This window comes from Kitasatospora sp. NPDC059817 (assembly GCF_042731835.1).
GTDB lineage: Bacteria > Actinomycetota > Actinomycetes > Streptomycetales > Streptomycetaceae > Kitasatospora.
This window is the reverse complement of record NZ_JBHWIR010000126.1, coordinates 1-22,692: the sequence shown is the minus strand read 5'-3', so window position 1 is coordinate 22,692 and position 22,692 is coordinate 1. Positions and strand designations below refer to the sequence as shown.

Here is a 22,692-nt window from a genome sequence, read left to right as displayed (position 1 = left end):
GTCGTCCGTACTGGCCGTACGGGCGGCTGAACCGCCCGCACGGGCGTGGGCGTACAGTGGCGAGGTTGGTCTCGAACGCCTGGCAAGGAGCGGCAGCGGTGAGCGAGAACGTGCGTTTCGTTCGAATGGGGACAGGCGAGGGCGCCATCGCCTACCAGGAGGCCTGGGAGGAACAGCAGCGCCTGCACGCGCTGCGGGTCGCGGACGAGATCCCCGACACCGTGCTGCTGCTGGAGCACCAGCCCGTCTACACGATGGGCAAGCGCACCAACCCCGCCGACCTGCCGCTGGACGGCACCCCGGTGGTCGAGGTCAACCGCGGCGGGGAGATCACCTGGCACGGCCCCGGCCAGCTGGTCGGCTACCCCATCGTCAAGCTGCCCGACCCGATCGACGTGGTCGCCTACGTCCGCCGGCTGGAGGAGGCGCTGATCCGCGCCTGCGCCGGGTTCGGCGTCGGCACCACCCGGGTCGAGGGCCGCAGCGGCGTCTGGGTGCTGGGCGATTCCATTCCGGACGCCGTGGTGGACCCGGCGCAGGTGGTGGACATCGGCAAGCTGACCCTGCGGATGGGCCTGCCGCTGGGCATCGACCCGCGGCTGGCCGGCCCCGAGTACGCGCCGTCCAACGCCGGCCAGCGCGGCGACGACCGCAAGCTCGCCGCGATCGGCGTCCGGGTCGCCCGCGGGGTCACCATGCACGGCTTCGCGCTCAACTGCGACCCCGACATGACCTGGTTCGACCGGATCGTGCCGTGCGGCATCCGGGACGCCGGCGTCGCCTCGCTCGCCGGCGAGCTGGGGCGCGACTTCACCGTCGGCGAGGCGCTGCCGGTGGTCGAGCGGCACCTGGCGGACGTGTTCGCCGAGCTGCCCGAACCCGCGCTCACCCGCTGACCCGGGCCCGGGTCCTCGCCCGGGCTCTTCCCCGGGCCCCACTCCGGATTGCCCCCCGGGAATCTACCGGCCAGTAGCGCTGTTGCCCTGCGATTGCGGGGCAACAGGCCGCGCGAAGGCCTTACAACCACAGGCGTACCCTGGGGGTACCCCGTCTAGTTCTAGGAGTCGCACGTGTCCGCTGTCGCGCCCGACGGCAGGAAGCTGCTCCGCCTGGAGGTCCGCAACAGCGAGACCCCCATCGAGCGGAAGCCCGAGTGGATCAAGACCCGCGCGAAGATGGGGCCGGAGTACAACGCCCTCCAGTCGCTGGTGAAGAAGGAGGGGCTGCACACCGTCTGCCAGGAAGCCGGCTGCCCCAACATCTTCGAGTGCTGGGAGGACCGCGAGGCGACCTTCCTCATCGGCGGCGACCAGTGCACCCGCCGCTGCGACTTCTGCCAGATCGACACCGGCAAGCCCGCCGATTTCGACCGGGACGAGCCGCGCCGGGTCGCCGAGTCCATCGTCACGATGGACCTCAACTACGCCACCATCACCGGCGTCGCCCGCGACGACCTGCCGGACGGCGGCGCCTGGCTGTACGCCGAGACCGTGCGCCAGGTGCACGCGCTGACCGCCGACCGCGAGAGCGGCCGCACCGGCGTCGAGCTGCTGATCCCCGACTTCAACGCGGTGCCCGAGCAGCTGGCCGAGGTCTTCTCCTCCCGCCCCGAGGTGCTCGCGCACAACGTCGAGACGGTGCCGCGGATCTTCAAGCGGATCCGCCCGGCCTTCCGCTACGAGCGCTCGCTCGACGTCATCACCCAGGCCCGCGCGGCCGGGCTGGTCACCAAGTCCAACCTGATCCTCGGCATGGGCGAGACCCGCGAGGAGGTCAGCCAGGCGCTGGCCGACCTGGTCGGCGCCGGCTGCGAGCTGATCACCATCACCCAGTACCTGCGTCCCTCGCTGCGCCACCACCCGGTGGAGCGCTGGGTCAAGCCGCACGAGTTCGTCGAGCTCCAGCAGGAGGCCGAGGAGCTGGGCTTCGCCGGGGTCATGTCGGGCCCGCTGGTGCGCTCCTCCTACCGGGCCGGGCGGCTGTACCGGCAGGCGCTGGAGCGGCGCGCGCAGGCCGCGGTCTGATCCGGCCGGGTCGGCTGGGCTGAATGAGCCAGCAGATTCTGATGATCCTGCTGATCCGGTGCTTTTGAGCCATCCGGTGCGCGAGCGAAGGGCGGAGCCTCGGCTCCGCCCTTTCGGTTTCACCGCACTTTGACTGCCTGGTCACCGCCTGGTAACACGGGATGGTGACGATGGACTCGTTGCGATCGTTCGATTCTTCTCAGCCACGAGGGGAGCTGTTCGGCATGCGGATGCGCATCCGGTCGGTGGGGGTCGCGCTGCGGCTCGCCGAGAGCGTCCTGCTGGCGGGTGGCCAGCAGCAGGCCCGGCGCAACGCCTGGGCGGCGGTCTGCGAGAACCGCCGGTACGCGGCGGACCGCCGACACGACGCGCGGGCGGCGACGACGTCACCGCCACGACGGTGACGTCCTCGACGGTTCTCAGCGGTTCTCGATGGTCCTCGACGGTGACGTTCTCGACGCGGCCGCGCCGGGGGCCGTTCGCCGCGGCCGACGGTCGCTGTGTGCGACGGCACAGGGCACACGAGTCACGGATCGAGGCGAACGGGTACCCGGGCTTGGATATCCCGTACCCGTGCCACGTACCATGAGCGTTATGGCGAGGGAAACATCCGAGAACCCCGGGCGACTGAAGCAGATCCGCCTGGCTTACACCATGACCAAGAAGGTCGACACCAAGATCGGCCTGATCATCGCCGGCGTCGGCCTGCTGACCTTCGGCGTGTTCCTCGCCATCGGCTTCGCAATCGACCACCCGATCTACCTGGGCATCCTGGGCTTCATCGTGGCCTTCCTGGCCATGGCGATCGTCTTCGGGCGCCGGGCCGAACGCGCGGCGTTCGGACAGATGGAGGGGCAGCCGGGCGCCGTTGCGGCGGTGCTGAACAACATCCGACGCGGCTGGAGCTCCAACTCCACCCCGGTCGCGGTCACCCGCAACCAGGACGCGGTCTACCGCGCGGTGGGCCGGGCCGGAATCGCGCTGATCGGCGAAGGCAACCCGAACCGGGTGCGCCAGCTGCTGGCCTCCGAGAAGAAGAAGATGGCCCGGGTCGTCGGCGACGTGCCGGTGCACGACATCGTGGTGGGTACCGGCGAGGGCGAGATCCCGCTCAAGAAGCTGCAGATCCACCTGATGCGACTGCCCCGCGCCATCACCGCGTCCCAGGTCACCGAGACCAACGACCGTCTGCGCGCCCTGGGCGACCTGCTCTCCAAGGCGCCGATCCCCAAGGGCCCGATGCCCAAGGGTGCCCGGATGCCCAAGGGCGGCCAGGCCCGCTGACGCTCCCCCGACCACAACACTGAACGGCCCCGCCGCGGAGATCCCGCAGCGGGGCCGTTCAGTGTTGTGCGGCAAGGCCGTCCGGCCCTGGATCCAGGCTGGGTTCCGGACTGGATCCGGACCTCGACAGATCCGGACTAGATCCGGACCTCGACGGTGCCGACCGCCTTGTCGTGCAGACCGCGGGTGTCGCGGTCCCAGACCAGCGGCGGCACCACCAGGCAGAGCAGCAGGGTGCGCAGCAGCACCTGCGGGATGGTCGCGCGGCCGCCGTCCAGACGGATCACCCGGAGGCCGAACAGCCGCTTGCCGACGGTCGTCCCGGTGGTGGCGAGCAGCACCGCCGCGACCAGGAAGTAGAGCGGGCTGGTCCACAGGTTCGCCTCGGCCGGGCTGCCCTTGCCGATCAGCCCGTAGGCGATCAGGGCGACCAGCCAGCCGTCCACGAACAGGGCGCCGATCCGGCGGCCCGGGCCCGCGATCGAGCCGGGGCCCTCCTTGGGCAGGCCGAGGCGCTCGCCGCGGAAGCCGAAGTCGGCTCCCATCTTCTCGGCGGCCGCCTTCGGGCCGTCGATCCACGATCCCAACGCTTCTCTGGTGTCCACGAATCCACACTAACCGGGCGACCCGTCCGCGCCGCCACCGGCTCCCCCGAACGCCACGGGCGGGTGAATCGTGCCGCCGGAGCTTTCCAAGTGGTCCAGACCACTTGTGGAGAGCCGAGCCTGACGGCGGTGCGCTTTGCCCCGTCCCGTACATCTTTGCCACCCGATCGGCGGGCGTGGTTAACATTTATGAAACGGCCGGGTCACCGGCCGGAAACGGCCCGTTCCTAGGGTGAGCCCCATTCGCACGCCGAGGAGGATGGATGTTCAACAACGCCGCCGAAGTGAAGCAGTTCATTCAGGACAACGACGTGAAGTTCGTCGATGTCCGCTTCTGCGATCTGCCTGGCGTCATGCAGCACTTCTCCGTACCTGCGGCGACCTTCGACCCATCCGAGATCCTGATGTTCGACGGCTCGTCGATCCGCGGCTTCCAGGCCATCCACGAGTCCGACATGGCCCTGGTCCCGGACCTCGCCACGGCTCGGCTCGACCCCTTCCGGGTCGAGAAGCACCTCAACATCAACTTCTTCATCCAGGACCCGGTCACCGGCGAGGCCTACAGCCGCGACCCGCGCAACGTCGCCAAGAAGGCCGAGGCCTACCTCGCCTCCTCCGGCATCGCCGACACCGCGTTCTTCGGGCCCGAGGCCGAGTTCTACGTCTTCGACTCGGTCCGCTTCGAGACCAGCGCCAACGCGTCCTTCTACCACATCGACTCGGAGGCCGGCGCCTGGAACTCCGGCGCCGCCGAGGGCGACGTCCGCGGCTACAAGGTCAAGTACAAGGGCGGCTACTTCCCCACCCCGCCGGTGGACCACTTCGCCGACCTGCGGGCCGAGATGTCGCTCGAACTGGCCAAGTCCGGCCTCGAAGTCGAGCGCCAGCACCACGAGGTCGGCACGGCCGGCCAGGCCGAGATCAACTACAAGTTCAACACCCTGCTGCACGCCGCCGACGACCTGATGCTGTTCAAGTACATCATCAAGAACGTCGCCTGGCGCAACGGCAAGACGGCCACCTTCATGCCCAAGCCGATCTTCGGCGACAACGGCTCGGGCATGCACGTCCACCAGTCGCTGTGGACCGAGGGCTCGCCGCTCTTCTACGACGAGCAGGGCTACGCCGGCCTCTCCGACACCGCCCGCTACTACATCGGCGGCCTGCTCCGGCACGCCCCCTCGCTGCTGGCCTTCACCAACCCGTCGGTGAACTCCTACCACCGCCTGGTCCCGGGCTTCGAGGCGCCGGTCAACCTCGTCTACTCCCAGCGCAACCGCTCGGCCGCGATCCGCATCCCGATCACCGGCTCCAACGCCAAGGCCAAGCGCATCGAGTTCCGCGCGCCCGACCCCTCCTCCAACCCGTACCTGGCCTTCGCCGCCATGCTGATGGCCGGCCTCGACGGCATCCGCAACAAGATCGAACCGCTGGAGCCGGTCGACAAGGACCTCTACGAGCTCGCCCCCGAGGAGCACGCCAACGTCCCGCAGGTACCCGCCTCCCTCCCGGCCGTCCTCGACGCCCTGGAAGCCGACCACGAGTACCTGCTCGCCGGCAACGTCTTCACCCCGGACCTGATCGAGACCTGGATCGACTTCAAGCGCACCAACGAGATCGCCCCCATCGCCCTCCGCCCCCACCCCCACGAGTTCGAGCTGTACTACGACCTGTAGAAGCTCCTCCGACCTGCGGAAACGCAGTTCGACCTCTCATCGTTTCCGCAGGTCAGACAAGGTTCTGACCTGCGGAAACGCCTGGAGAGGGGTCGGCTGCGACACCCCTGGGGCTCGCGATGTGGAATCAGAGTCCACTGGGTTCGATCTCCGCAGGAGTTCTGTGTAGTGCCGGCGGCTCGGGCAGCGCCGCCTCGTTCTTCTGATCCTGTCCCTACCGTCTACGCGGCATGAGTCCGGACCGTCTACGCGGCATGAGTCCGGCTTCGAAGGCGACGATCGCCAGGTGGACGCGGTCCCGGGCTTCGAGCTTGGCGAACAGGCGCGCGACATGCGTCTTCGCGGTCGCCGCGCTGATCACCAGCCGCTCGGCTATCTCAGTGTTCGACAGTCCCTGTCCGACCAGTGCCAGCACCTCGCGCTCCCGGTCGGTGATCCCCGCGAGGAGACGTGGGTCCGCAGCGGGCTCGGCGTCCGGTTCGGGGGCCGCGGGGCGGGACGTCCCGGCGAAGTCCGCGATCAGCCGTCGGGTCACGCTCGGTGCGATCAGCGCGTCGCCCGCGGCCACCACGCGGATCGCTCCCAGGATCGCGTCCAGGGCCATGCTCTTGAGCAGGAATCCGCTGGCCCCGGCGCGCAGTGCGCCGTAGACGTACTCGTCGTCGTCGAAGGTCGTCAGCACCAAGACCTTGGGCGGGTCCGGTTCGGCGGTCGCCTGCCGGGTCGCCTCGATCCCGTCCATATCCGGCATCCGGATGTCCATCACCACGACGTCCGGCCGCAGTTCACGCACCAGGCGCACCGCCTCGCGGCCGTCGCCGGCCTGGCCGACCACCTCCAGGTCGTCGGTGTCGCCGATCAGGATCCCGAGCCCGACCAGCATCAGCGGCTGGTCGTCTACCAGCAGCACCCGCACGCTCATGCCGGGAGCCTCGCAGCCACCCGGAATCCGCCCTCCGAACGCCGGCCCGCGCTGAACTGGCCGGACAGCAACGTCACCCGCTCGCGCATGCCGAGCAGGCCGAAGCCGCTGCCGCCGGCCCCCGCCGTGAACCTCGGACGGCCCGGCCCGCCGAGACCGTCGTCCCCGTCGTCCACCACCTCGATCGTCACCCCTTCCGGCTCGTAACCGACCGCGACCCGGCACGTCCGTGCACCGGAATGCCGCACCACGTTCGTCACCGACTCCTGGACGATCCGGAACGCCGACAGTTCGATCTCCGGCGGCAGTGGACGCCGCTCGCCCCGCCAGGTCACATGGACCCGCACCCCGGCGCCGGCCGTGCGTTCGGCGAGCTGCGGGACGTCGGCCAGGCTGCTGGCCGGCGCCAGCGGAGCGGCCTGCGGCATGGCGTCATCCGGCTCGGCGCGGCGGAGCGCCCCGAGCATGCGCTGCAGCTCCAGCAGCGTCTCCCGGCTGGTGGTCTCGATGCCGGTCAGCGCCTGCCGCGTCTGCTCGGGCTTGGTCTCCACGACCCGCGCCGCCGCTCCCGACAGCACCGTGATGATCCCGATGCTGTGCGCGACACTGTCGTGCAGCTCGCGGGCGATCCGCAGCCGCTCGGCCAAGACGACGCGGGCCGCGGTCTGCTCCTGCAGGGCTTCGAGGTATTCACGGCGTTTGCGATACACGCCCCCGAAGACCCACGCGACCGCGAACCACAACGCGAACCCCCCGGCCCACTGGACCGCGTCGCTGACGGACTGCTCGCGGGTGTGGATGTCGTTGACGAGCGCGGCCGCGACGCCCGCGACGGAGCCGACGGCGGCAGCCTTCGGCCGCCGGACGGCGAGGTACCCGCCCAAGCCGACGAGCAGGACGAACACGATCGAGGGCCGCGCACCGAAGGCGTCGCCGAGGACTGTTTCGCCCAGAACCGCCGCGAAGACCGCCGCCGGCAGGCGGCGCACCAGCAGAACCGGCAGGGCGAGCACGATGTACAGACCGATCATCTGGGCGGGCTCGAGGTCGGGGAACCGGAACAGGCCGTTCTCAGGGGTCGGCATCGTCAAGGGGAGCATCAGCGCGTACAAGCAGGCAGTGGCGAGTACCACGGCCTGTGACGTCAGCCAGGTCACGCGCTTCGATGTCGAGAGACGCTGGAGAAGCTGTTCCATACGGAGATCGTATTCAGTGGCATCGGCTCTGCGCGTCGCCCCGGGGATGTACGCCGGATACGCCCCCGGGCCGATGACCTGGGAAGAGGTGACATCCGCCAGCCGACGCGGTGGATCGTGGTCCGTTCCTAGGTTCATGGTCATGACGAATGCACCGATGATCGATCTCCGCGACGCGACGAAGAAGTACGACGACGGCCCACCCGCACTGGCCGGCGTCACCTTGTCCGTGGCGGCTGGTGAGTGCGTGGCGATCCTCGGCCATTCCGGCAGTGGCAAGTCCACGCTGCTGAACCTGATCGCGGGTCTGGACAAGCCTTCCAGTGGCACCGTGACCGTCGACGGCACCCGCGTCGACCAGCTCGGCGAGGCCGGTTCGGCGAAGTACCGCCGGGCCTCCATCGGCATGATCTTCCAGTTCTTCAACCTGCTGGACGACCTGACCGTATTGGACAACGTCATGGTTCCGGCACAGCTGGCCGGGATGGGCAAGCGCGAAGCGCAGCGGCGGGCCGTCGAGCTGCTCGGCTCGCTGGACATCGACCGGCATGTCAATGCCTATCCGCAGCGGCTGTCCGGCGGGCAACGGCAGCGGGTGGCGGTGGCCAGGGCCCTGATGAACGAGCCGGCGCTGCTGCTGGCCGATGAGCCGACCGGCGCCCTGGACTCGAGCTCGGCCGAGGACGTGCGCCAGCTGCTGCTGGAGCTGAACAGCGATGGCCAGACCATCCTGCTGGTCACCCACGACGTGCAGTTGGCCGCGAGCACCGCGCGCCGCACGATCGAGTTGGTGGACGGCGCGGTCGAGCGGGACGTGGTCAACACCGCCGGCGGCGCCACCGTCAACAGCTCGGCGGGAGCGGTCCGGTGAGCGCCCTGGGCAAGGTCGTACGTTCCGGCGTGGGCCGCCGTCGGGTCCAGTCCATCGTCATGGCCCTGACCACGTTCGCCGCGGTGACGTCCTCAGTACTCTCCCTCGGTCTGCTGACTGTCGTACAGGCCCCGTTCGAGCACGCTTTCAGTGCCCGGAACGGGGCGCACCTGGCGGTCCAGTTCGACAGTTCGAAGGTCACGGCCGCGCAGGCCGCCGCCACCGCGCACGCCGCCGGCGTCACCGAGGCGGCCGGGCCGTACCCGGTCGCCGCCGCCCTGGACACAACCATCGGCACGGACTGCCCCAAGAACGATTTCGCCGGTACCGACAACCATCCGATCACCGTCACCACCCGGCCCGACCTGGGCAGCACCTCCGGGATGGACCAACTGGCGCTGACCCAGGGGCGCTGGCCGACGAGCCCGGACGAGATCGCCCTGCCGTGGCAGCACTATGCCACCGACTGCTTCGGCAGTTCAGTGGTGTTCTCCTCCCTGCCGGGCAAGCCGTCGTTCAAGGTCGTCGGCTTCGGCGGCTCGGTGACCGACAGCGCGACCGCCTTCGCCACCGCCGACGGTTTCGCGCGGCTCACCGCCGCCGGTGCCAAGTCCGACGAGCAGATGCTCTACCGGTTCGCCGAGGCCGGGACCGCCACCGACATCGCCACCGACAAGCAGGCGGTGGCCGCCGCCGCGCCGGCCGGTGCGGTCGAGGGCGGACAGTCGTACCTGACCACGGAGCAGCAGGCGACCGGCAACGCCAAGGCCTACGTGCCGTTCCTGATCGGCTTCGGGATCCTCGGGCTGTTCATGTCGGTGCTGATCATCTCGATCGTGGTCAGCGGGGCTGTGGCCTCGGGAATCCGGCGCATCGGGATTCTGAAGTCGTTGGGCTTCACCCCTTCGCAGGTGGCCCGCGCCTACACCGCGCAGGCCATGATCCCGGCGACACTCGGCGTGGTGCTCGGCACGGTTTTCGGCAACCTCCTGGCTGTGCCGATCCTGGACGGGGCCACCAAGCAGCTCGGCGCGGCCCGTACCACGATTCCGTTGTGGGTCAGCGCCGTGGTGTCGCTGGGCACCCTGCTGACCGTCGGCGTCACAGCTTTGATCCCGGCACTGCGAGCCGGCCGGATGTCGACGGTGCGGGCCCTGGTGGTCGGCCGCGCCCCCAAGGCCGGAGGCGGTCAGGCGGCGCAGCGTCTGGCCTCGCGGCTGCCGCTGCCCCGGGCCATGTCGCTGGGGCTGGCCCAGCCGTTCGCCCGGCCGGCCCGGGCCGTCCTGGTCGGTACGGCGGTGCTGTTCGGCGTGGTGAGTGCCACATTCGCGGTGGGGCTGGGGACCGGGTTCAACAAGTACCTGGACGCCAGCACCTCAGGCTTCAACGTCGCGTCGGAGATCGCGATACCCACAGCCGACGTGGGCGTGCCCTGGGGTCTCTACGGCCCCAACGACCCGCGCACCCCGCACCTGGACGCCGCCAAGGTGGCCGCCGCGCTCGCCGGAATCCCGGGCACGAAGGCCGCGTTCGGCTGGGGCGAAAGCGGCGCCGCCATGGTCGGCGCTCCGCCCGGCGGCGAACCGCCGAAGGTGTTCACGGTCACCGGCGACTTCTCCTGGACGCACCTGGAGCTGGTGTCCGGCCGCTGGTACTCGGCGCCCGGCGAGGCCGTGGTCGGCGACAAGCTGGCCACGACGGCGGGAATCCACGTCGGTGACGACGTCACCGTGACGCAGCAGAACAAGCAACTGCCGCTGAAGGTCGTCGGCATCAACTTCGACACCAACCAGGGCGACTACACCGTCATGACGGATGCGGCCACCTTCACCGCCGCCGGTCTGCCCCCGCACATCGACCAGTTCAACGTCGAGCTGACCGACAACGTCAACGGATCGGACTGGTCCACCTCGGCCGCCGCCGCGCTGACCCCGCTGAACGCCTCGGTCCAGTCGAACTCGAGCTCGGGCAAAAACATCGTGGTGCTCACCATGAGCGCCCTGGTGGCCACGCTCACGCTGATGATGACCGCGGTCGCCGCGCTCGGGGTGCTGAGCATGGTGGTGCAGGACACCCGGGAGCGGGTCCATGACCTGGGGATCCTCAAGGCCCTCGGGATGACACCCAAGCAGACCATCGCGATGGTCCTGACCTCGGTGACACTCACCGGCCTGATCGCCGGGCTGATCGGGGTCCCGCTCGGGGTCGCGGTGGAGAAGGCGACGCTGAACCCGATGGGGAACGCGATCGGCCGGCACCTGCCGCCGAGCGTGACCCACACCTACACCGCCGGGCTGCTCATCCCCCTGCTGGCCGGCGGGATCGTGATCGCCCTGCTCGGGGCACTGCTGCCGGCCGGCTGGGCGGCCCGGTCGCGGACCGCCACCGCGCTGCGGACCGAGTAGGACCGAGCAGGACCGAGCAGAGCCGCTGGTCGCCGCGGCAAGAACGCCGATGCCGACCTCCCCGGTCGATACCCTCGGGAGGTCGGCATTCCGGCGTTTCCCCTCAACACAGAGGCACTGGATGACGCGAGCAATGTGGACGGCGCATACGAGCCGGTTCGAAGTTCGGTAGCACTGCGTAGCGCCCTGCAGCGACCAGCCAACGCGATCCCTCGTCACTGCTCCGCACTTCTCGACTCATCTCATCCGTTGAAGCCCCCGCGTGTGCACTGGCTGTGAAATGATCTTCCATGCGACCATCATTTGCGCAGGTCAGAGGCATGTTCGAGCTGCACTACGACCTCTAAATCGCGGTTGCCGGTGCGGGCATGGAGCCTGTTCAGGGCCCCGTCGCACTCTTCTCGGGCGCGGCGGGGCCCTGTCGGCAGGTGCGGCCGATCGGGTGGAAGTGGGGGGGTGTGCGTTGCGTCGGGGGAAGGACGGTCGGGCGGTCGGATGAACTTCCCAGATGCGCATTCACTTCCGGACCGGGCGGATCGCCTCGGTGCTGGCCCTGCTGGCCGGTTCGCTGCTCGGCAGCAGCGTGCTGGCGCCGCCGGCCCAGGCCGCGATCTCTTTCACCAAAACCGTCGACAAGGCGACCGCCTCCCCGGGGGAGAACGTCACCTACACCCTCCGGTACACCTGCTCCATCACCGAGTGCACCAACGGGCGGATCACCGACACCCTGCCGTCGAACATGCAGTTCGTCGGCTGGACGCCCGACCCCTCGTCGGTGGACCAGGCCGCCTCCACCGTGCCCGCCGCGGGGGCGATGGGCGGCGCCATGGACATCAGGCTCAAGGACCTCAGTCCGGGCACCACCGCCACCATCACGGTGACGATGAAGTACCCGAACTTCACCACTCCCGACGGGGCGGCCTCCACCAACTCGGCCACCATGACGGCCACCGGTGAGCCCAGCCAGACCGCCTCCGCCGACACCAAGGCCCAGGTGCAGCCGCAGTACACGGTGACCAAGGGCATCCAGACCTCCAGCGGCGACGGGCGCACCGTCACCTACCAGTTCAGCGCCTGCGCCACCGACCTGGTGCCCAACGTCGACCTGAACACCAGCCGGCTGCTGGACACCCTGCCGCCCGGCGCCGTGGTGGACACCGGCCGCTCGCCCGGCTGGAGCCAGGTCGCGCCCGGCCCCAACACCTGGGGCTACGACATCGGGGAGTTCCGCTCCGGCAACGGCCGCGGCGGCTGCCGACTGCCGGGCGTGCTGGTCGTCAACTACCCGGAGGCCGACTTCCCGGACGGGACGACCTCCGACAACACCGTGGACCTGTACGGCGACCCGATCGGGCCGGACGCCGAGCGCAAGCTCGACACCGCCGGCACCACCACCGGCCAGTTCCGGCCCCCGGCCACCGGTGTGACGGTGACCGCCAGCAAGGTGTGGCGCGACGGCGTCACCTCCGGTGACATCAACTCCTTCAGCCTGTCGGCCACCAACACCTCCGGCCCGGCCACCAGCCTGACCATGACCGATCCCGGCGCCGGCACCACCGACGGCCTGTACAACTGGCTCTTCCCGCAGTCCCTCCAGCTGGAGCCGTGGAACCCGACCAGCATCGGGCTCACCCTGCAGTACCGCCTCGACGGCGACCCGACCTGGCTGACCTTCAGCCCGTCCAGCCCGTTGGACGGCTCCAGCACCCGCCGGATCACCTTCGTCCAGGGCGCCGGCGACCCGGCCCGCGACGAGCTGGGCATCCCGGCCGGCCGCTGGCTCGACGGCCTCAGGTTCACCTGGGACGGCCCCATCCCGACCGGTTGGAGCCCGGGCAACTCGGTGCAGGTGATCGCCCAGGTCGTCACCCCCGGCCACGACGGGCGCCCGGCCCCCAGCCCGCTGACCAACTGTCTGGACACCACCGCCGGCGACGGCACCAGCACCTCCGCCGCCAACGCCTGCGCCTCGACCACCGTCACCGCCGCGACCAACCTCGGCGCGGCCAAGACCACCGTCGCCGGCGAGCTGTCCGCACCCGGCGGCATGGCGACCTTCCAGGTGATCCCGTACAACCGCAGCGGTCGCGACCTGACCCGCCCGCTCGTGCTGTACGACGTGCTCCCGGCCGGTGTCGTCTACGTCGAGGGCTCGGCCCGGCCCGACCCGGCCTACCCGGATGCCAAGGCCCCCCAGTCGATCACCGTCACCCCCGGCCCGGACGGCCGCCAGATCGTCCGGATGGAATGGCCGCCCGGCGCGCCCGACATGATGTACCTGCACGACGCGCTGGCCTACCGGATGCTCTTCGACGTCCAGGTCGCCAGCAGCATCCGCTCCGGCGAGCTGACCAACGACCTCTACGTCACCGTCGACCACCCGACCGCGCCGGTCGCCTGCATGTTCTCCGGCTCCGACAGCGGTGTCCCGGACCTGCTGGACCTCAACGGCAACGGCGACACCTCCGAGCTCATGTGCCACGACTCCTCCCGGATCCAGGTGGACGTGCCGAGCGTGCTGCGCTCGTACAAGGAGGTCATGGGCGACCTGGACGCCGACTACGTCAGCATCGGCAGCGCCACCCCCGGCGGCCGGATCTCCTACCGGATGACCGTCCGCAACGACTCCCCCGACCCGGTCACCGACTTCATCGCCTACGACAGGCTCCCCACCCCGGGCGACAACTACGTCCTCACCCAGGACGCTCCGCGCGGCAGCGCCTGGACGCCGTCGCTGAGCCAGCCGATCACCACCAGCGACCCGACCGTGGGGATCGAGTACACCACCGACCCCAACCCGTGCGTCGACGCCGCCCTGGTCAACCGGACCGGCTGCAACGCCGGCGCCACCTGGAGCAGCACCTTCCCCGGCCCGGGAACGGCCACCTGGTTCCGGGTCCGCCGCCCCGGCAGCCTGGCCTCCGGCGAGGCCTTCACCCTGACCTGGCCCATGGTCGCCTCGGTGGACGCCCCCGACGGGGAGTACGCCTGGAACAGCTTCGCCTTCACCGCCACCGACGCCAGCGGCCGCCAGCTGCTGCCCGCCGAGCCGGCCAAGGTCGGCGTCGCCGTCAAGCAGATCAAGCCCTCCGACAACGCGCTCGGCGACTTCGTCTGGCAGGACGTGGACGGCTCCGGCATCCAGAAGCCCGGCGACCCGGGCATCGCCGGCGTCACCGTGAAGCTGCTCGATGGCAACGGCCAGCCCGTCCGCGACAAGAACGGCAAGCCGGTCACCACGGTGACCGACCAGAACGGCCACTACCTCTTCGACCACCTGCCCGACGGCAGCTACGCGGTGCAGTTCGACCTGTCCACCCTGCCCGCCGGCGCCACCGTCACCAAGCGGGGCGTCGGCACCGATCCGGCCAAGGACTCGGACGCCGACCCGGCCACCGGCATCACCCAGACCGTCACGCTCAGCGGAGGGCAGCGCGACCTCGACCTCGACATGGGCGTGATCCTGCCGACCACCCCCACCGGGTCACCGTCCCCTTCCCCGTCGCCGTCCTCCTCGCCGTCCCCGTCCCCGTCCCCGTCGCCGACGTCCTCGCCCTCGCCGACGCCGTCCCCCTCGCCGACCGCGACCCCGTCCGGCAGTACGACCCCGACCGCCGGCCCGACCCACAGCGCGAGTCCGTCGGCGAGCGGCGGGACGCTGCCCAACACCGGCGGCTCGGCGCCCGACGCGTTGATCTCAGCCCTCGGCGCCCTCGCCGTCCTGGGCGGTGTGGCGCTGTGCGCGATGGTCTACCGCCGACCCGGACGACACAGCTGACACCGACGACGGGCAACTGAACACCCGACCGACACCAGTGGCGCCGCCCCCAGCGGCGCCACTGGCGCGTTGTCGGAGGCAGGCGGGCAGGCAGTCGGGCAGTCCGGCAGGCAGGCGGGCGGGCGGGCAGGGCTGGAACCGGGGGCTCGGGCTGCGGGAGTTCACCCGGGGAAGGCCTACGGGCGCTCCGGGGTGAGCGCCAGGACGGCGAGGTCGTCGGCGAGCAGGCCGGCGTACTCGTGGACGTCCTGGGCCAGGAAGGAGACCAGCCGGTCGGGCGAGGTAGTGCCGAGGGCGGCCAGCCGGGGGGCCAGCGGGTAGAAGGCGCCGGTGGCGTCGCGGGCCTCGCTCACGCCGTCGGTGTAGAGCAGGACGGTGTGGCCCGGGGGCAGGGCGACGGCGGTCGGCTTGCCGCGCTCGTCGGGGCGCCCGAGGTGGGCGAGGCCGAGCGGGAGCTCGTCCGCGCAGGACACCGGGGTGATGGTGTGCTCGGTGAGCAGCAGCGGGGTGGTGTGGCCCCGGTTGACGATCTCCACGCAGTCGGAGCCCGGCCGGTACTGCAGCAGGACGGCGGTGACGAACAGCTCGTCGTCGCCCCGGTCGGCGGCGTCGCGCAGGACGGCACGGTCCAGCTGGTCGGCGAGGTCGACCAGGTCGGGGGTGTCGTGCGCGGTCGCCCGGAAGGCGCCGAGCACGTCGGCCACCGTACGGACGGCGCCGAGGCCCTTGCCGCGGACGTCGCCGAGCAGCACCCGGACGCCGAAGCGGGTGTCGCACACCTCGTACAGGTCCCCGCCGACCAGGACCTCGGCCTGGGCCGGGCGGTAGAGGCCAGCCACCCGCAGGCCGCCCGCCCGCTCGGGCACCGGGCGCAGCACGGTGCGCTGCAGGGTCTCGGCGACGGTACGGGCGTGCAGCAGGGTGCGGTTCTGCCGGGTCCGCTGCCAGGACAGGGCGGTGCCCATCACCCCGGAGAGCAGCGTGGCGATGTAGACCCAGACGTGGTGCTGCTCGTTGATGTGGCCCGCCCGCACGGCCAGCACCAGTTGCAGCGCCAGGGCGCCGACCGTGGTGGTGGCGGTCAGCGCCGGGCCGTAGCTGAACGCCGCCACCACGGGCAGCGCGGTCAGCAGGAAGCCGGCCGCGACCGCGTCCGGGACGATCGCCTCGGCGGCCAGGTCGAGCAGCAGCAGGAGCACCGGCAGCCAGGGCACCCAGCGCGGTGCCCGGGGTTCCACGGCCGCCGGATGCTCCGGGCGGGGTGCTACGGGCACGGTGGGGTCCTCCCGGCCGACCAGTCCGGTATGACCGGTTCGTCCCTCCATGCTCTCCTACGGAGGACCCGGCCACGAATGGCCGAACGTCCCGGTTTCCGGGGCCGACCGGGCCCGGAAGCGGGGCGTCAGGGCCGGTCGGCGGACGGTGACGACCCCCGCCCCGGCTGGCAGCCGGGTCGGTGGGCGGTCAGCGGCGAGACGGTCGTCAGCGGACGATCACCGGCAGGGTCTCGAAGCCCCGCAGGACCAGGCGGTCCCGCCGGACCGGCACGCCGCCTTGGGCCAGCCGGGGGAAGCGGTCGAGCAGGGCGGGCACCGCGACCTCGGCCTCCAGCCGGGCCAGCTGGGCGCCCAGGCAGTAGTGCGGGCCGCCGCCGAAGCTCAGCGGCTGGCTGTCCCGCCGGGTCGGGTCGAACACCTCCGGGCGGTCGTACCGGGCCGGGTCGTGGTTGGCCGCGCCGAGCAGCAGAAGCGCCACGTTGCCGACCGGCACGGGCAGCCCGTCGACGGCCAGCCCCTCGGCCAGCGCCACCCGGGAGGTGAGCTGGACCGGGGAGTCGAAGCGCAGCACCTCGTCGGTGAAGCCTGCCGGGGTGATCGCGCCGCTGCGCAGCCCGGCGGCCGCCTCCGGGTGGCGGAACAGCAGGGCCAGGCCGTTGCCGAGCAGGTTGGTGGTGGTCTCGAAGCCGGCCACCAGCAGCAGCACCAGGTTGGCCAGCAGCTCTCGGGCGGGCAGCCGCTCCGGGTCGTCGGCGGCGATCCGGGCCAGGTCGGTGACCAGGTCGTCCTGCGGGCGGGCGAGGCGCTCGGCGGCCAGCTCGGTGAAGTAGCCGGCCAGTTCGCCGGCGGCCTGGTCAGCCTTGGTGAGCTCGGAGCGGTCGTCGATGAACTCCAGGGCGACGGTGAGGTCGGAGGCGAGGTCGCGGAAGCGGTAGCGGTCCCGCTCGGGGACGCCGAGCAGTTCGCAGATCACCCCGACCGGCAGCCGGAAGGCGAAGGCGTCCATGAAGTCCACCGGCGAGCCGTCGGCGCCCTGCTCGGCCATCTCGTCCAGCAGCCCGGCGACCGCCGCCTCCACCGCCGGGCGCAGCGCGGCCACCCGACGGGCGGTGAAGACCGAGGCGATCAGCGAGCGGACCCGGGGGTGGTCGGGCGCGTTGCGCTGCAGGATCGAGCGGCCGAACAGCGCCATCGACGGGTGCTCGGCGAATTCCGGGGTCAGCTCGGCCATCATGTCGGCGGTCGCGACGGCGAAGGCGGGGGTGCGCAGCACCTTGTCGGCCGCGGTGTGGCCGGTCACCAGGAAGGTGTCCGGCCCGGCGGGCACCGCCGCGCCCAGCGCATGTGCCCGCGCGTACAGCGGGTACGGGTCGGCCCGGCCCTCGCTGGTCAGCAGTTCCTCGATGATCGCCGCGCCGTCCATCCGGTGCTCCCCTCCCAGAGGCCACGTTCCTGGTGCGTGAACCACCGGAGGGTGCAGCGGAGTTCCCGTCCGGCGGGGGTACCGGGCCGGGCCGGGGGCTCGCCCGGCGTCGGCCCGGGTGCGCGTCCGGCGGGGGCGCCGGGCCGGGCGGGTTGGCGCCCGGCCGTCGGGCGGCTCGGTAGGGTTGCCGATATGGAGATCTGGATCAACCCGCGCTGCGGCAAGTGTCGGTCGGCGCTCGGCGCGCTGGAGGCCGTCGGGGCCGAGTACACCGTGCGGCGCTACCTGGAGGACCCGCCGACCTCGGCCGAGCTGGAGCAGGTACTGGAGCGGCTGGGCCTGGAGCCGTGGGACATCACCCGCATCGACGAGCAGGTCGCCAAGGACCTGGGGATGCGGAAGTGGACCCGGGAGCCGGCGGACCGGGATCGCTGGATCGCGGCGATGGCCGAGCACCCGATCCTGATCCAGCGCCCGATCATCACCGCGGACGACGGCCACGCCGTCGTGGCCCGGACCCCCGAGGCGGTCAAGTCCGTCCTGCCGTAGCAGCGCCGCGTCCGAGGCGTCCGAGGCGTCCGAGGCGTCCGAGGCCGGTCAGTGCAGCTGGATCCGCTGCACCGGTCGGCCCGGGTGCCAGTTGAGGATCCACAGGTGGCCCTCCCCCACGGCGGTGTGCACCACCTGCTCCAGGTCCAGCCGGAAGGCGTGGAAGGCGGTCGGCGGCGGCTCGGGCAGATCGGCCGCGTAGGCGGACAGTTCGGCCTCGTCGGTGATCTCGACCGCGCGGCCGGAGACCTTGGAGTCGCCACCGGCCATCGTCTCGTCCCCCGGGTGGGCGTGCAGCGCGAAGCGGGCGTCCCGCTGGAGGTCGCGCGCCTTGGCCGAGCCGTACATCGACCCGAGCATCAGGTCGGCGCCGACGAAGCCGACCTCCGTACCGCTCACCCGGGGCGAACCGTCCTTGCGCAGCGTCGCCAGGACGTGGTGCTTCTCGGCTTCGAACCGGGCCCGCACGAGCGGCGCCAGCTCGGGTGCCTGCTGCTCGAAATCCTGCCAGGTGACCATGGCGCCAGTCTGGCACCGGGCACTGACAACCGCCGGGCGCCAGGGGCAACCTCCGGGTGTCAGGGGCCGGTGCCAGACTGGCGGGGTGACCACCACGACCACGTACATCGCGTTCCTGCGGGCGATCAACGTCGGCGGCCGGACGGTGCGGATGGAGCGACTGCGGGCGCTCTTCGCCGAGTTGGGGCTCGGGGGCGTGCGCTCCTACATCCAGAGCGGCAACGTCTTCTTCACCACCGACGAGCCGGACCGCGCCGCCCTCACCCGGCGCATCGAGGAGCACCTGGAGCGGTCCCTCGGCTACCCGGTGCCCGCGCTGCTGCGGACGGTCGACGAGGTGGCCGCGCTGCTGGCCGCCGAGCCGTTCAAGGGCGTCGAGGTGACGCCCGACGTCCGGCTGGTCGTGGCCTTCCTCTCCGAGCCGCTGCCCGCCGACCTCGCCGTCCCCCGCCTCTCGCCGAAGGGCGACCACGAGGTGGTCGGCGCCGACCCGGGCGCCGCGTACGTGGTGGTCCACCTGCGGGACGGCAAGTGGGTCACCGGGGAACTGTTCGGCAAGGCCTACCGGGGTACGGTCACCTCCCGGTTCCTGCACACCACCGAGAAGATCCTGGCGGCCGCCCGGAAGGGCTGACCCCCTGACCCCCTGCCCCTCGCTCTGCCCGCCCCGGCACCCAGGCACCCGGCCGCCCGGAACCGCGGTGGCGCACCGGGCGTCTGGAGTGCAGTGACGTACTCACCGTGCGCCGGCACCCGGCGTGATCTGGACAGTCCGAGCCGGCCGAGCCGACAATCGGGCCATGACGTCTCCTGAGTTCCGCACCGGCGCCGTCCGGCCCTCCGGCGCGGTCCGCCCCTCGGACGCCGAACGGGACCAGGCGCTCGGGGTGCTCAAGGACGGAGCGGGCAGCGGACGGCTGTCGCACGACACCTTCCTCGGCCGGATGGAGATCGTCCTGCACGCCACCAGCCGGGGCGAGTTGGACGAGGCGATGACCGGGCTGCCGACCGGGAGCCCGGTCGAGCGCTTCCTGTTGCGGACGGTCGGCCGGGTCTCCGCGTTCGGAGACCGGCTGCGCCGGGCCTGGCGCACCGAACGGCTGCCCGGGCTGAGCCTGCCGGAGACCGGGGCAGGGCAGTTGACGATCGGTCGGTTTCCCGGCTCGGGGCTGCGGCTGCACGACGCCTCGGTCTCCCGACGGCACGCCGAACTGCGGCGCGAGGGCGGCGGCTGGGTGCTGTACGACCTGGGCTCGACCAACGGCACGCATGTGAACGGGCGCCGGATCGCGGGCGGGGTGCGGGTCCGGCCGGGCGACCAGGTCCGGTTCGGGAACCTGGAGTTCCGGCTCGCCTCTGACTGAGCCGCACCCCCGGCCGGTCGGTACGGCCTGAGCGGGCGCCGGGGAGGCGTCGGGCGGGCGGGCAGGCGGGCAGGCAGGCGGGCGGGCGGGCAGGCAGGCGGGCAGGCGGGCAGGCGGTGTCAGCCGTGGGTGACGTGCAGTTCGGCGTAGCGGTCGCCCTTGTCCGCCTTGCGCAGGGTGACCTTCGCCGTGCCGACGGCGGTCTCGGTGTCCTTGCCGACGGTCTTCCGTTCGTCGCCGACCGCCACCTCGACCGTGCTGTCGGTGATGTGGCCGACCGTCATCTTCACGGTGCGGTCGCCGCCGAAGACCTGGAGGGCCTTGAAGGCGTCGGTGCCGTCGGTGCGGACGACGACGTCGCAGCTGTCGTCGTCGAGGCAGAGCGCGACACCGCCGTCGCAGGCGGTCAGTCCGGCGCCGAGGGCCAGGACGGCGCCGGCGGCGAGGAGCGCCCGGCGGTGGACGGCGGGCCCGAAACGGCGCCGGGCAGGGGTTCGGTGGGAGTTCGGGGTGCTCGCTGTGGTCATGGCGTCGACGGTAGGCGCCCGGACGCGCCCCGCCATCGGCCGTCGGCGGTACGCACCCCCTGGCCGGCCCCGGAGCGCCCGAACAGCCGCAACCCCGAGGGTGATGGGTCCAATCCCCTAGGGGACGAGGGGAGTTGAAACTGCGGGTATCGGATTCCGGAAAGGCTCGGCATATGCCTCAGGGGTATGCCACGCGCGTAGATCGACGGGCCGCGAAAAGGACCGGCGGTCAGTCGGCGACACCGCCCAGGTCGCTGCCCAGCGCACCGGCCGGGCCCCACAGCGGCGCCATGCAGCGCTGGTAGGTGGCCTGCCAGTGCGGTCAGTAAACTAACAAACAGCATAGGTGCTGCCTCGCCCGCACTCAATGGGGCGAACGCGTCCGCCATCCAATGATCGCCTCCCTGGCCTCAGAGCCGCAGGTTGGCCGATGCTCCGAAGGCGGCGCGGCGACATCGCGACCGCAAGCCGGTTCCCACCGGTCTCATCGCACGATCCGGCAGCCTGGCTCGCCCTACATGCCAGACTGAGAGTAATACTTTGACTACAATAAGCAATCGCGCCTCCAGGGAGTCAACCTCCGACGAAGAAACCGGGCCGAACGATCTTGAGTTGCGAGGGCGGCCCGCCGGCCTCGCCCCTCCGGACGAGCTTGCGAGGCTGTACCCGAACCTGGCCCTTCTCATCGCGTACTCCCGCATCTCGGATGACTGGCGCAAGCGGAAAAAGGCTGCCACGCCGGCCCACCGGGCTGGCAAGGGCGTTGCGAACCAGCACCGCCGCAACAATACAAACGCAGTTCGCCACGGGGCCATAATCGTCCACCGGTACACGGACAATGACCTGTCCGCGTTCAAGCGGGATGTTTTTCGACCGGACTTTCAGGCGATGCTCCGGGATCTACGCAGGGGACATACACCAGAGGGCTACCCGGTTCATGGGGTCATCTGTGTAGACCAGGACCGAATTCACCGTACGGACCGGGACTGGGAAGACTTTGTCGAGGCTTTGACCCTCGACCCGACTCGACTTTTTTATACTCCTTCCGGGCCGATGGATCTCACAGAGGAAAGTGAGATCATCAAAACCGGCGTCATGGCAGTGGTGAACAAGGCCGAGTCCATGAAAAAGAGGCGGCGCATCCGGGATTGGCATCAGGACCGAATACTCGACGGCCTTCCCCACAGTGGACCTCGGCCCTTCGGGTGGGAAGAAGACCGAACGACGCTGCGGCCAGCAGAAGCTGACTACCTTGCCTGGGCGATCGACGAGCGCATCAAGGGAAAGGCCGTACGCACGCTGTGCGCAGAGGCCAAGCGCCGCAATCTTAAGGGAACCCGGGGCGCCGACATTACTCCGTCTTCACTCACGCAGATGATGACCGCTCCGCGTGTTGCCGGCTATCGGGCAAACCGTGGCCAAATCGCCCTCAGTGAGGACGGGGTACCAATCGTAGGCGTCTGGGAGAAAATCTGCTCGCCCGAGAAGTGGGAGGCGGTATGCGCGACATTCAGCATAGGGAGCACATACGCCTTCCGAGGCCCTGACGCCCCGAAGTCCGGAACGCCCAAAACGATCAAGTACCTCTGCTCGACACTGCTGCGCTGCCAGTATCAGATTTCAGAAGAGCGAGCGGACGGAACGGTCGCCACCCGTGTCTGCAATTATCCAATGAGTGGCAATAAGGACAAGAGCAAGAAAAGCCCATATAAGTATCACTGCGCCAAGTGCGGACGCAATGTAATATCGGGCCCTGCCGTAGATAAGCAGGTTGAGCGCCTATTGTTCGCCAAGCTGGATCAAGCACAAGCAACATTCATTCCACCTGACGTCAGCTGGCCAGATGAAGCCAAACTGCGAGAGAGGGCCGACAAGCTCGCCGAGCTGGAGCAGAAGTGGAACGAAAATGAAGTTAGCAGCGAAATGTTCTACCGCCTGGCTCCACCTCTAGAAAAAGAGATCAAGAAGCTCCGCCGAGAGCGCGCAAAGTTTGAGCTGGCGGCAGAGGCAAGAAGCGAGTCACCTGGCGACGTAGCCAAAAAGTGGCTGGCAGGAGAATATGATCTCGAACAAAAGCGAAAGGTTTTGTTTACTGCATTTTCCGCCATTCAGGTGAGGCCCGGACAGAAGGGGCGCAGAACACCGGACCCCACGAGGCTCATCCCCGTGTGGAAGTAGCAGCCAGGCAGGGAACGGACCGGGCTCTTCGGGCGGGGGGGGGGGGGGCGGGGGGCCCGCGGGGTGGGCGGCCCCCCCCCCCCCCCCGCCACGG

General features: G+C 70.5%; 19 protein-coding genes. 12 read left to right on the top strand and 7 right to left on the bottom strand.

From position 1 onward, the window contains the following. Window positions 1-125: 125 nt before the first annotated feature. From lipB to ACFV61_RS24515, 4 genes are all read left to right on the top strand, one after another. Window positions 126-896, top strand: coding sequence for a lipoyl(octanoyl) transferase LipB (lipB, locus tag ACFV61_RS24530; protein WP_063347319.1), 771 nt, complete (start codon window positions 126-128; stop codon window positions 894-896). Between the two features lie 174 nt (window positions 897-1,070). Further along, window positions 1,071-2,024: a lipoyl synthase gene (gene lipA, locus ACFV61_RS24525; protein WP_363372114.1), complete on the top strand. Its 954-nt coding sequence runs from the start codon at window positions 1,071-1,073 to the stop codon at window positions 2,022-2,024. Window positions 2,025-2,248: 224 nt separating this feature from the next. Beyond that, window positions 2,249-2,428, top strand: a complete 180-nt coding sequence (locus ACFV61_RS24520) for a hypothetical protein (protein WP_063351061.1) — start codon at window positions 2,249-2,251, stop codon at window positions 2,426-2,428. A gap of 190 nt (window positions 2,429-2,618) precedes the next feature. Continuing rightward, the gene (locus tag ACFV61_RS24515) at window positions 2,619-3,308 is read left to right on the top strand and encodes a DUF4191 domain-containing protein (protein WP_063347321.1); all 690 of its coding nucleotides are present in this window, start codon (window positions 2,619-2,621) and stop codon (window positions 3,306-3,308) included. Between the two features lie 137 nt (window positions 3,309-3,445). Here the strand turns inward: ACFV61_RS24515 and ACFV61_RS24510 are convergent, their stop codons facing one another. Beyond that, on the bottom strand, window positions 3,446-3,913 hold the full coding sequence (locus tag ACFV61_RS24510; protein ID WP_350885262.1) for an RDD family protein: 468 nt from the start codon (window positions 3,911-3,913) through the stop codon (window positions 3,446-3,448). Window positions 3,914-4,176: 263 nt separating this feature from the next. Between ACFV61_RS24510 and glnA the strand changes: the two genes are divergently transcribed. Continuing rightward, window positions 4,177-5,589 carry a type I glutamate--ammonia ligase gene (gene glnA, locus ACFV61_RS24505; RefSeq protein ID WP_063347323.1) on the top strand — a complete coding sequence of 471 codons (1,413 nt, stop codon included), beginning with the start codon at window positions 4,177-4,179 and terminating at the stop codon, window positions 5,587-5,589. Between the two features lie 214 nt (window positions 5,590-5,803). On the opposite strand, the gene ACFV61_RS24500 is transcribed toward glnA, so the two are convergent. Together ACFV61_RS24500 and ACFV61_RS24495 are read right to left on the bottom strand one after the other, a co-directional pair. Next, window positions 5,804-6,511 carry a response regulator gene (locus tag ACFV61_RS24500; RefSeq protein ID WP_380336598.1) on the bottom strand — a complete coding sequence of 236 codons (708 nt, stop codon included), beginning with the start codon at window positions 6,509-6,511 and terminating at the stop codon, window positions 5,804-5,806. Further along, window positions 6,508-7,707 (bottom strand): sensor histidine kinase, encoded by a 1,200-nt coding sequence (locus tag ACFV61_RS24495; protein ID WP_380374657.1) that lies wholly within the window; start codon window positions 7,705-7,707, stop codon window positions 6,508-6,510. The genes ACFV61_RS24500 and ACFV61_RS24495 overlap by 4 nt, the downstream gene beginning before the upstream one ends. A 142-nt stretch (window positions 7,708-7,849) precedes the next feature. On the opposite strand from ACFV61_RS24495, the gene ACFV61_RS24490 reads away from it, so the two are divergent. From ACFV61_RS24490 to ACFV61_RS24480, 3 genes are all read left to right on the top strand, one after another. Next, on the top strand, window positions 7,850-8,578 hold the full coding sequence (locus ACFV61_RS24490) for an ABC transporter ATP-binding protein (RefSeq protein WP_363372124.1): 729 nt from the start codon (window positions 7,850-7,852) through the stop codon (window positions 8,576-8,578). A gap of 59 nt (window positions 8,579-8,637) precedes the next feature. Beyond that, window positions 8,638-10,983, top strand: coding sequence for an ABC transporter permease (locus tag ACFV61_RS24485; RefSeq protein WP_380493895.1), 2,346 nt, complete (start codon window positions 8,638-8,640; stop codon window positions 10,981-10,983). Between the two features lie 508 nt (window positions 10,984-11,491). Beyond that, entirely contained in the window at window positions 11,492-14,761 is a 3,270-nt protein-coding gene (locus tag ACFV61_RS24480) for an SdrD B-like domain-containing protein (RefSeq protein WP_380493893.1), read from the top strand. A gap of 176 nt (window positions 14,762-14,937) precedes the next feature. Here the strand turns inward: ACFV61_RS24480 and ACFV61_RS24475 are convergent, their stop codons facing one another. Next, window positions 14,938-16,035, bottom strand: a complete 1,098-nt coding sequence (locus ACFV61_RS24475) for a PP2C family protein-serine/threonine phosphatase (protein WP_380493891.1) — start codon at window positions 16,033-16,035, stop codon at window positions 14,938-14,940. A 208-nt stretch (window positions 16,036-16,243) separates the two neighbouring features. Continuing rightward, entirely contained in the window at window positions 16,244-17,461 is a 1,218-nt protein-coding gene (locus ACFV61_RS24470) for a cytochrome P450 (protein WP_380493889.1), read from the bottom strand. A gap of 192 nt (window positions 17,462-17,653) precedes the next feature. Between ACFV61_RS24470 and ACFV61_RS24465 the strand changes: the two genes are divergently transcribed. Next, window positions 17,654-18,010: an arsenate reductase family protein gene (locus ACFV61_RS24465; protein ID WP_063347331.1), complete on the top strand. Its 357-nt coding sequence runs from the start codon at window positions 17,654-17,656 to the stop codon at window positions 18,008-18,010. A gap of 48 nt (window positions 18,011-18,058) precedes the next feature. Here the strand turns inward: ACFV61_RS24465 and ACFV61_RS24460 are convergent, their stop codons facing one another. Continuing rightward, window positions 18,059-18,529 (bottom strand): pyridoxamine 5'-phosphate oxidase family protein, encoded by a 471-nt coding sequence (locus ACFV61_RS24460; protein WP_380336642.1) that lies wholly within the window; start codon window positions 18,527-18,529, stop codon window positions 18,059-18,061. Between the two features lie 85 nt (window positions 18,530-18,614). Here ACFV61_RS24460 and ACFV61_RS24455 point away from each other — a divergent pair, with 85 nt between their 5' ends. Together ACFV61_RS24455 and ACFV61_RS24450 are read left to right on the top strand one after the other, a co-directional pair. Further along, window positions 18,615-19,163, top strand: coding sequence for a DUF1697 domain-containing protein (locus tag ACFV61_RS24455; RefSeq protein WP_380374631.1), 549 nt, complete (start codon window positions 18,615-18,617; stop codon window positions 19,161-19,163). A 166-nt stretch (window positions 19,164-19,329) separates the two neighbouring features. Next, window positions 19,330-19,893: a DUF1707 and FHA domain-containing protein gene (locus tag ACFV61_RS24450; RefSeq protein ID WP_063347333.1), complete on the top strand. Its 564-nt coding sequence runs from the start codon at window positions 19,330-19,332 to the stop codon at window positions 19,891-19,893. A 119-nt stretch (window positions 19,894-20,012) separates the two neighbouring features. Here ACFV61_RS24450 and ACFV61_RS24445 read toward each other — a convergent pair whose 3' ends face one another. Next, the gene (locus ACFV61_RS24445) at window positions 20,013-20,420 is read right to left on the bottom strand and encodes a hypothetical protein (RefSeq protein WP_380493887.1); all 408 of its coding nucleotides are present in this window, start codon (window positions 20,418-20,420) and stop codon (window positions 20,013-20,015) included. A gap of 540 nt (window positions 20,421-20,960) precedes the next feature. Between ACFV61_RS24445 and ACFV61_RS24440 the strand changes: the two genes are divergently transcribed. Further along, window positions 20,961-22,598: a recombinase family protein gene (locus ACFV61_RS24440; protein ID WP_380493885.1), complete on the top strand. Its 1,638-nt coding sequence runs from the start codon at window positions 20,961-20,963 to the stop codon at window positions 22,596-22,598. The last annotated feature ends 94 nt before the right edge of the window (window positions 22,599-22,692 follow it).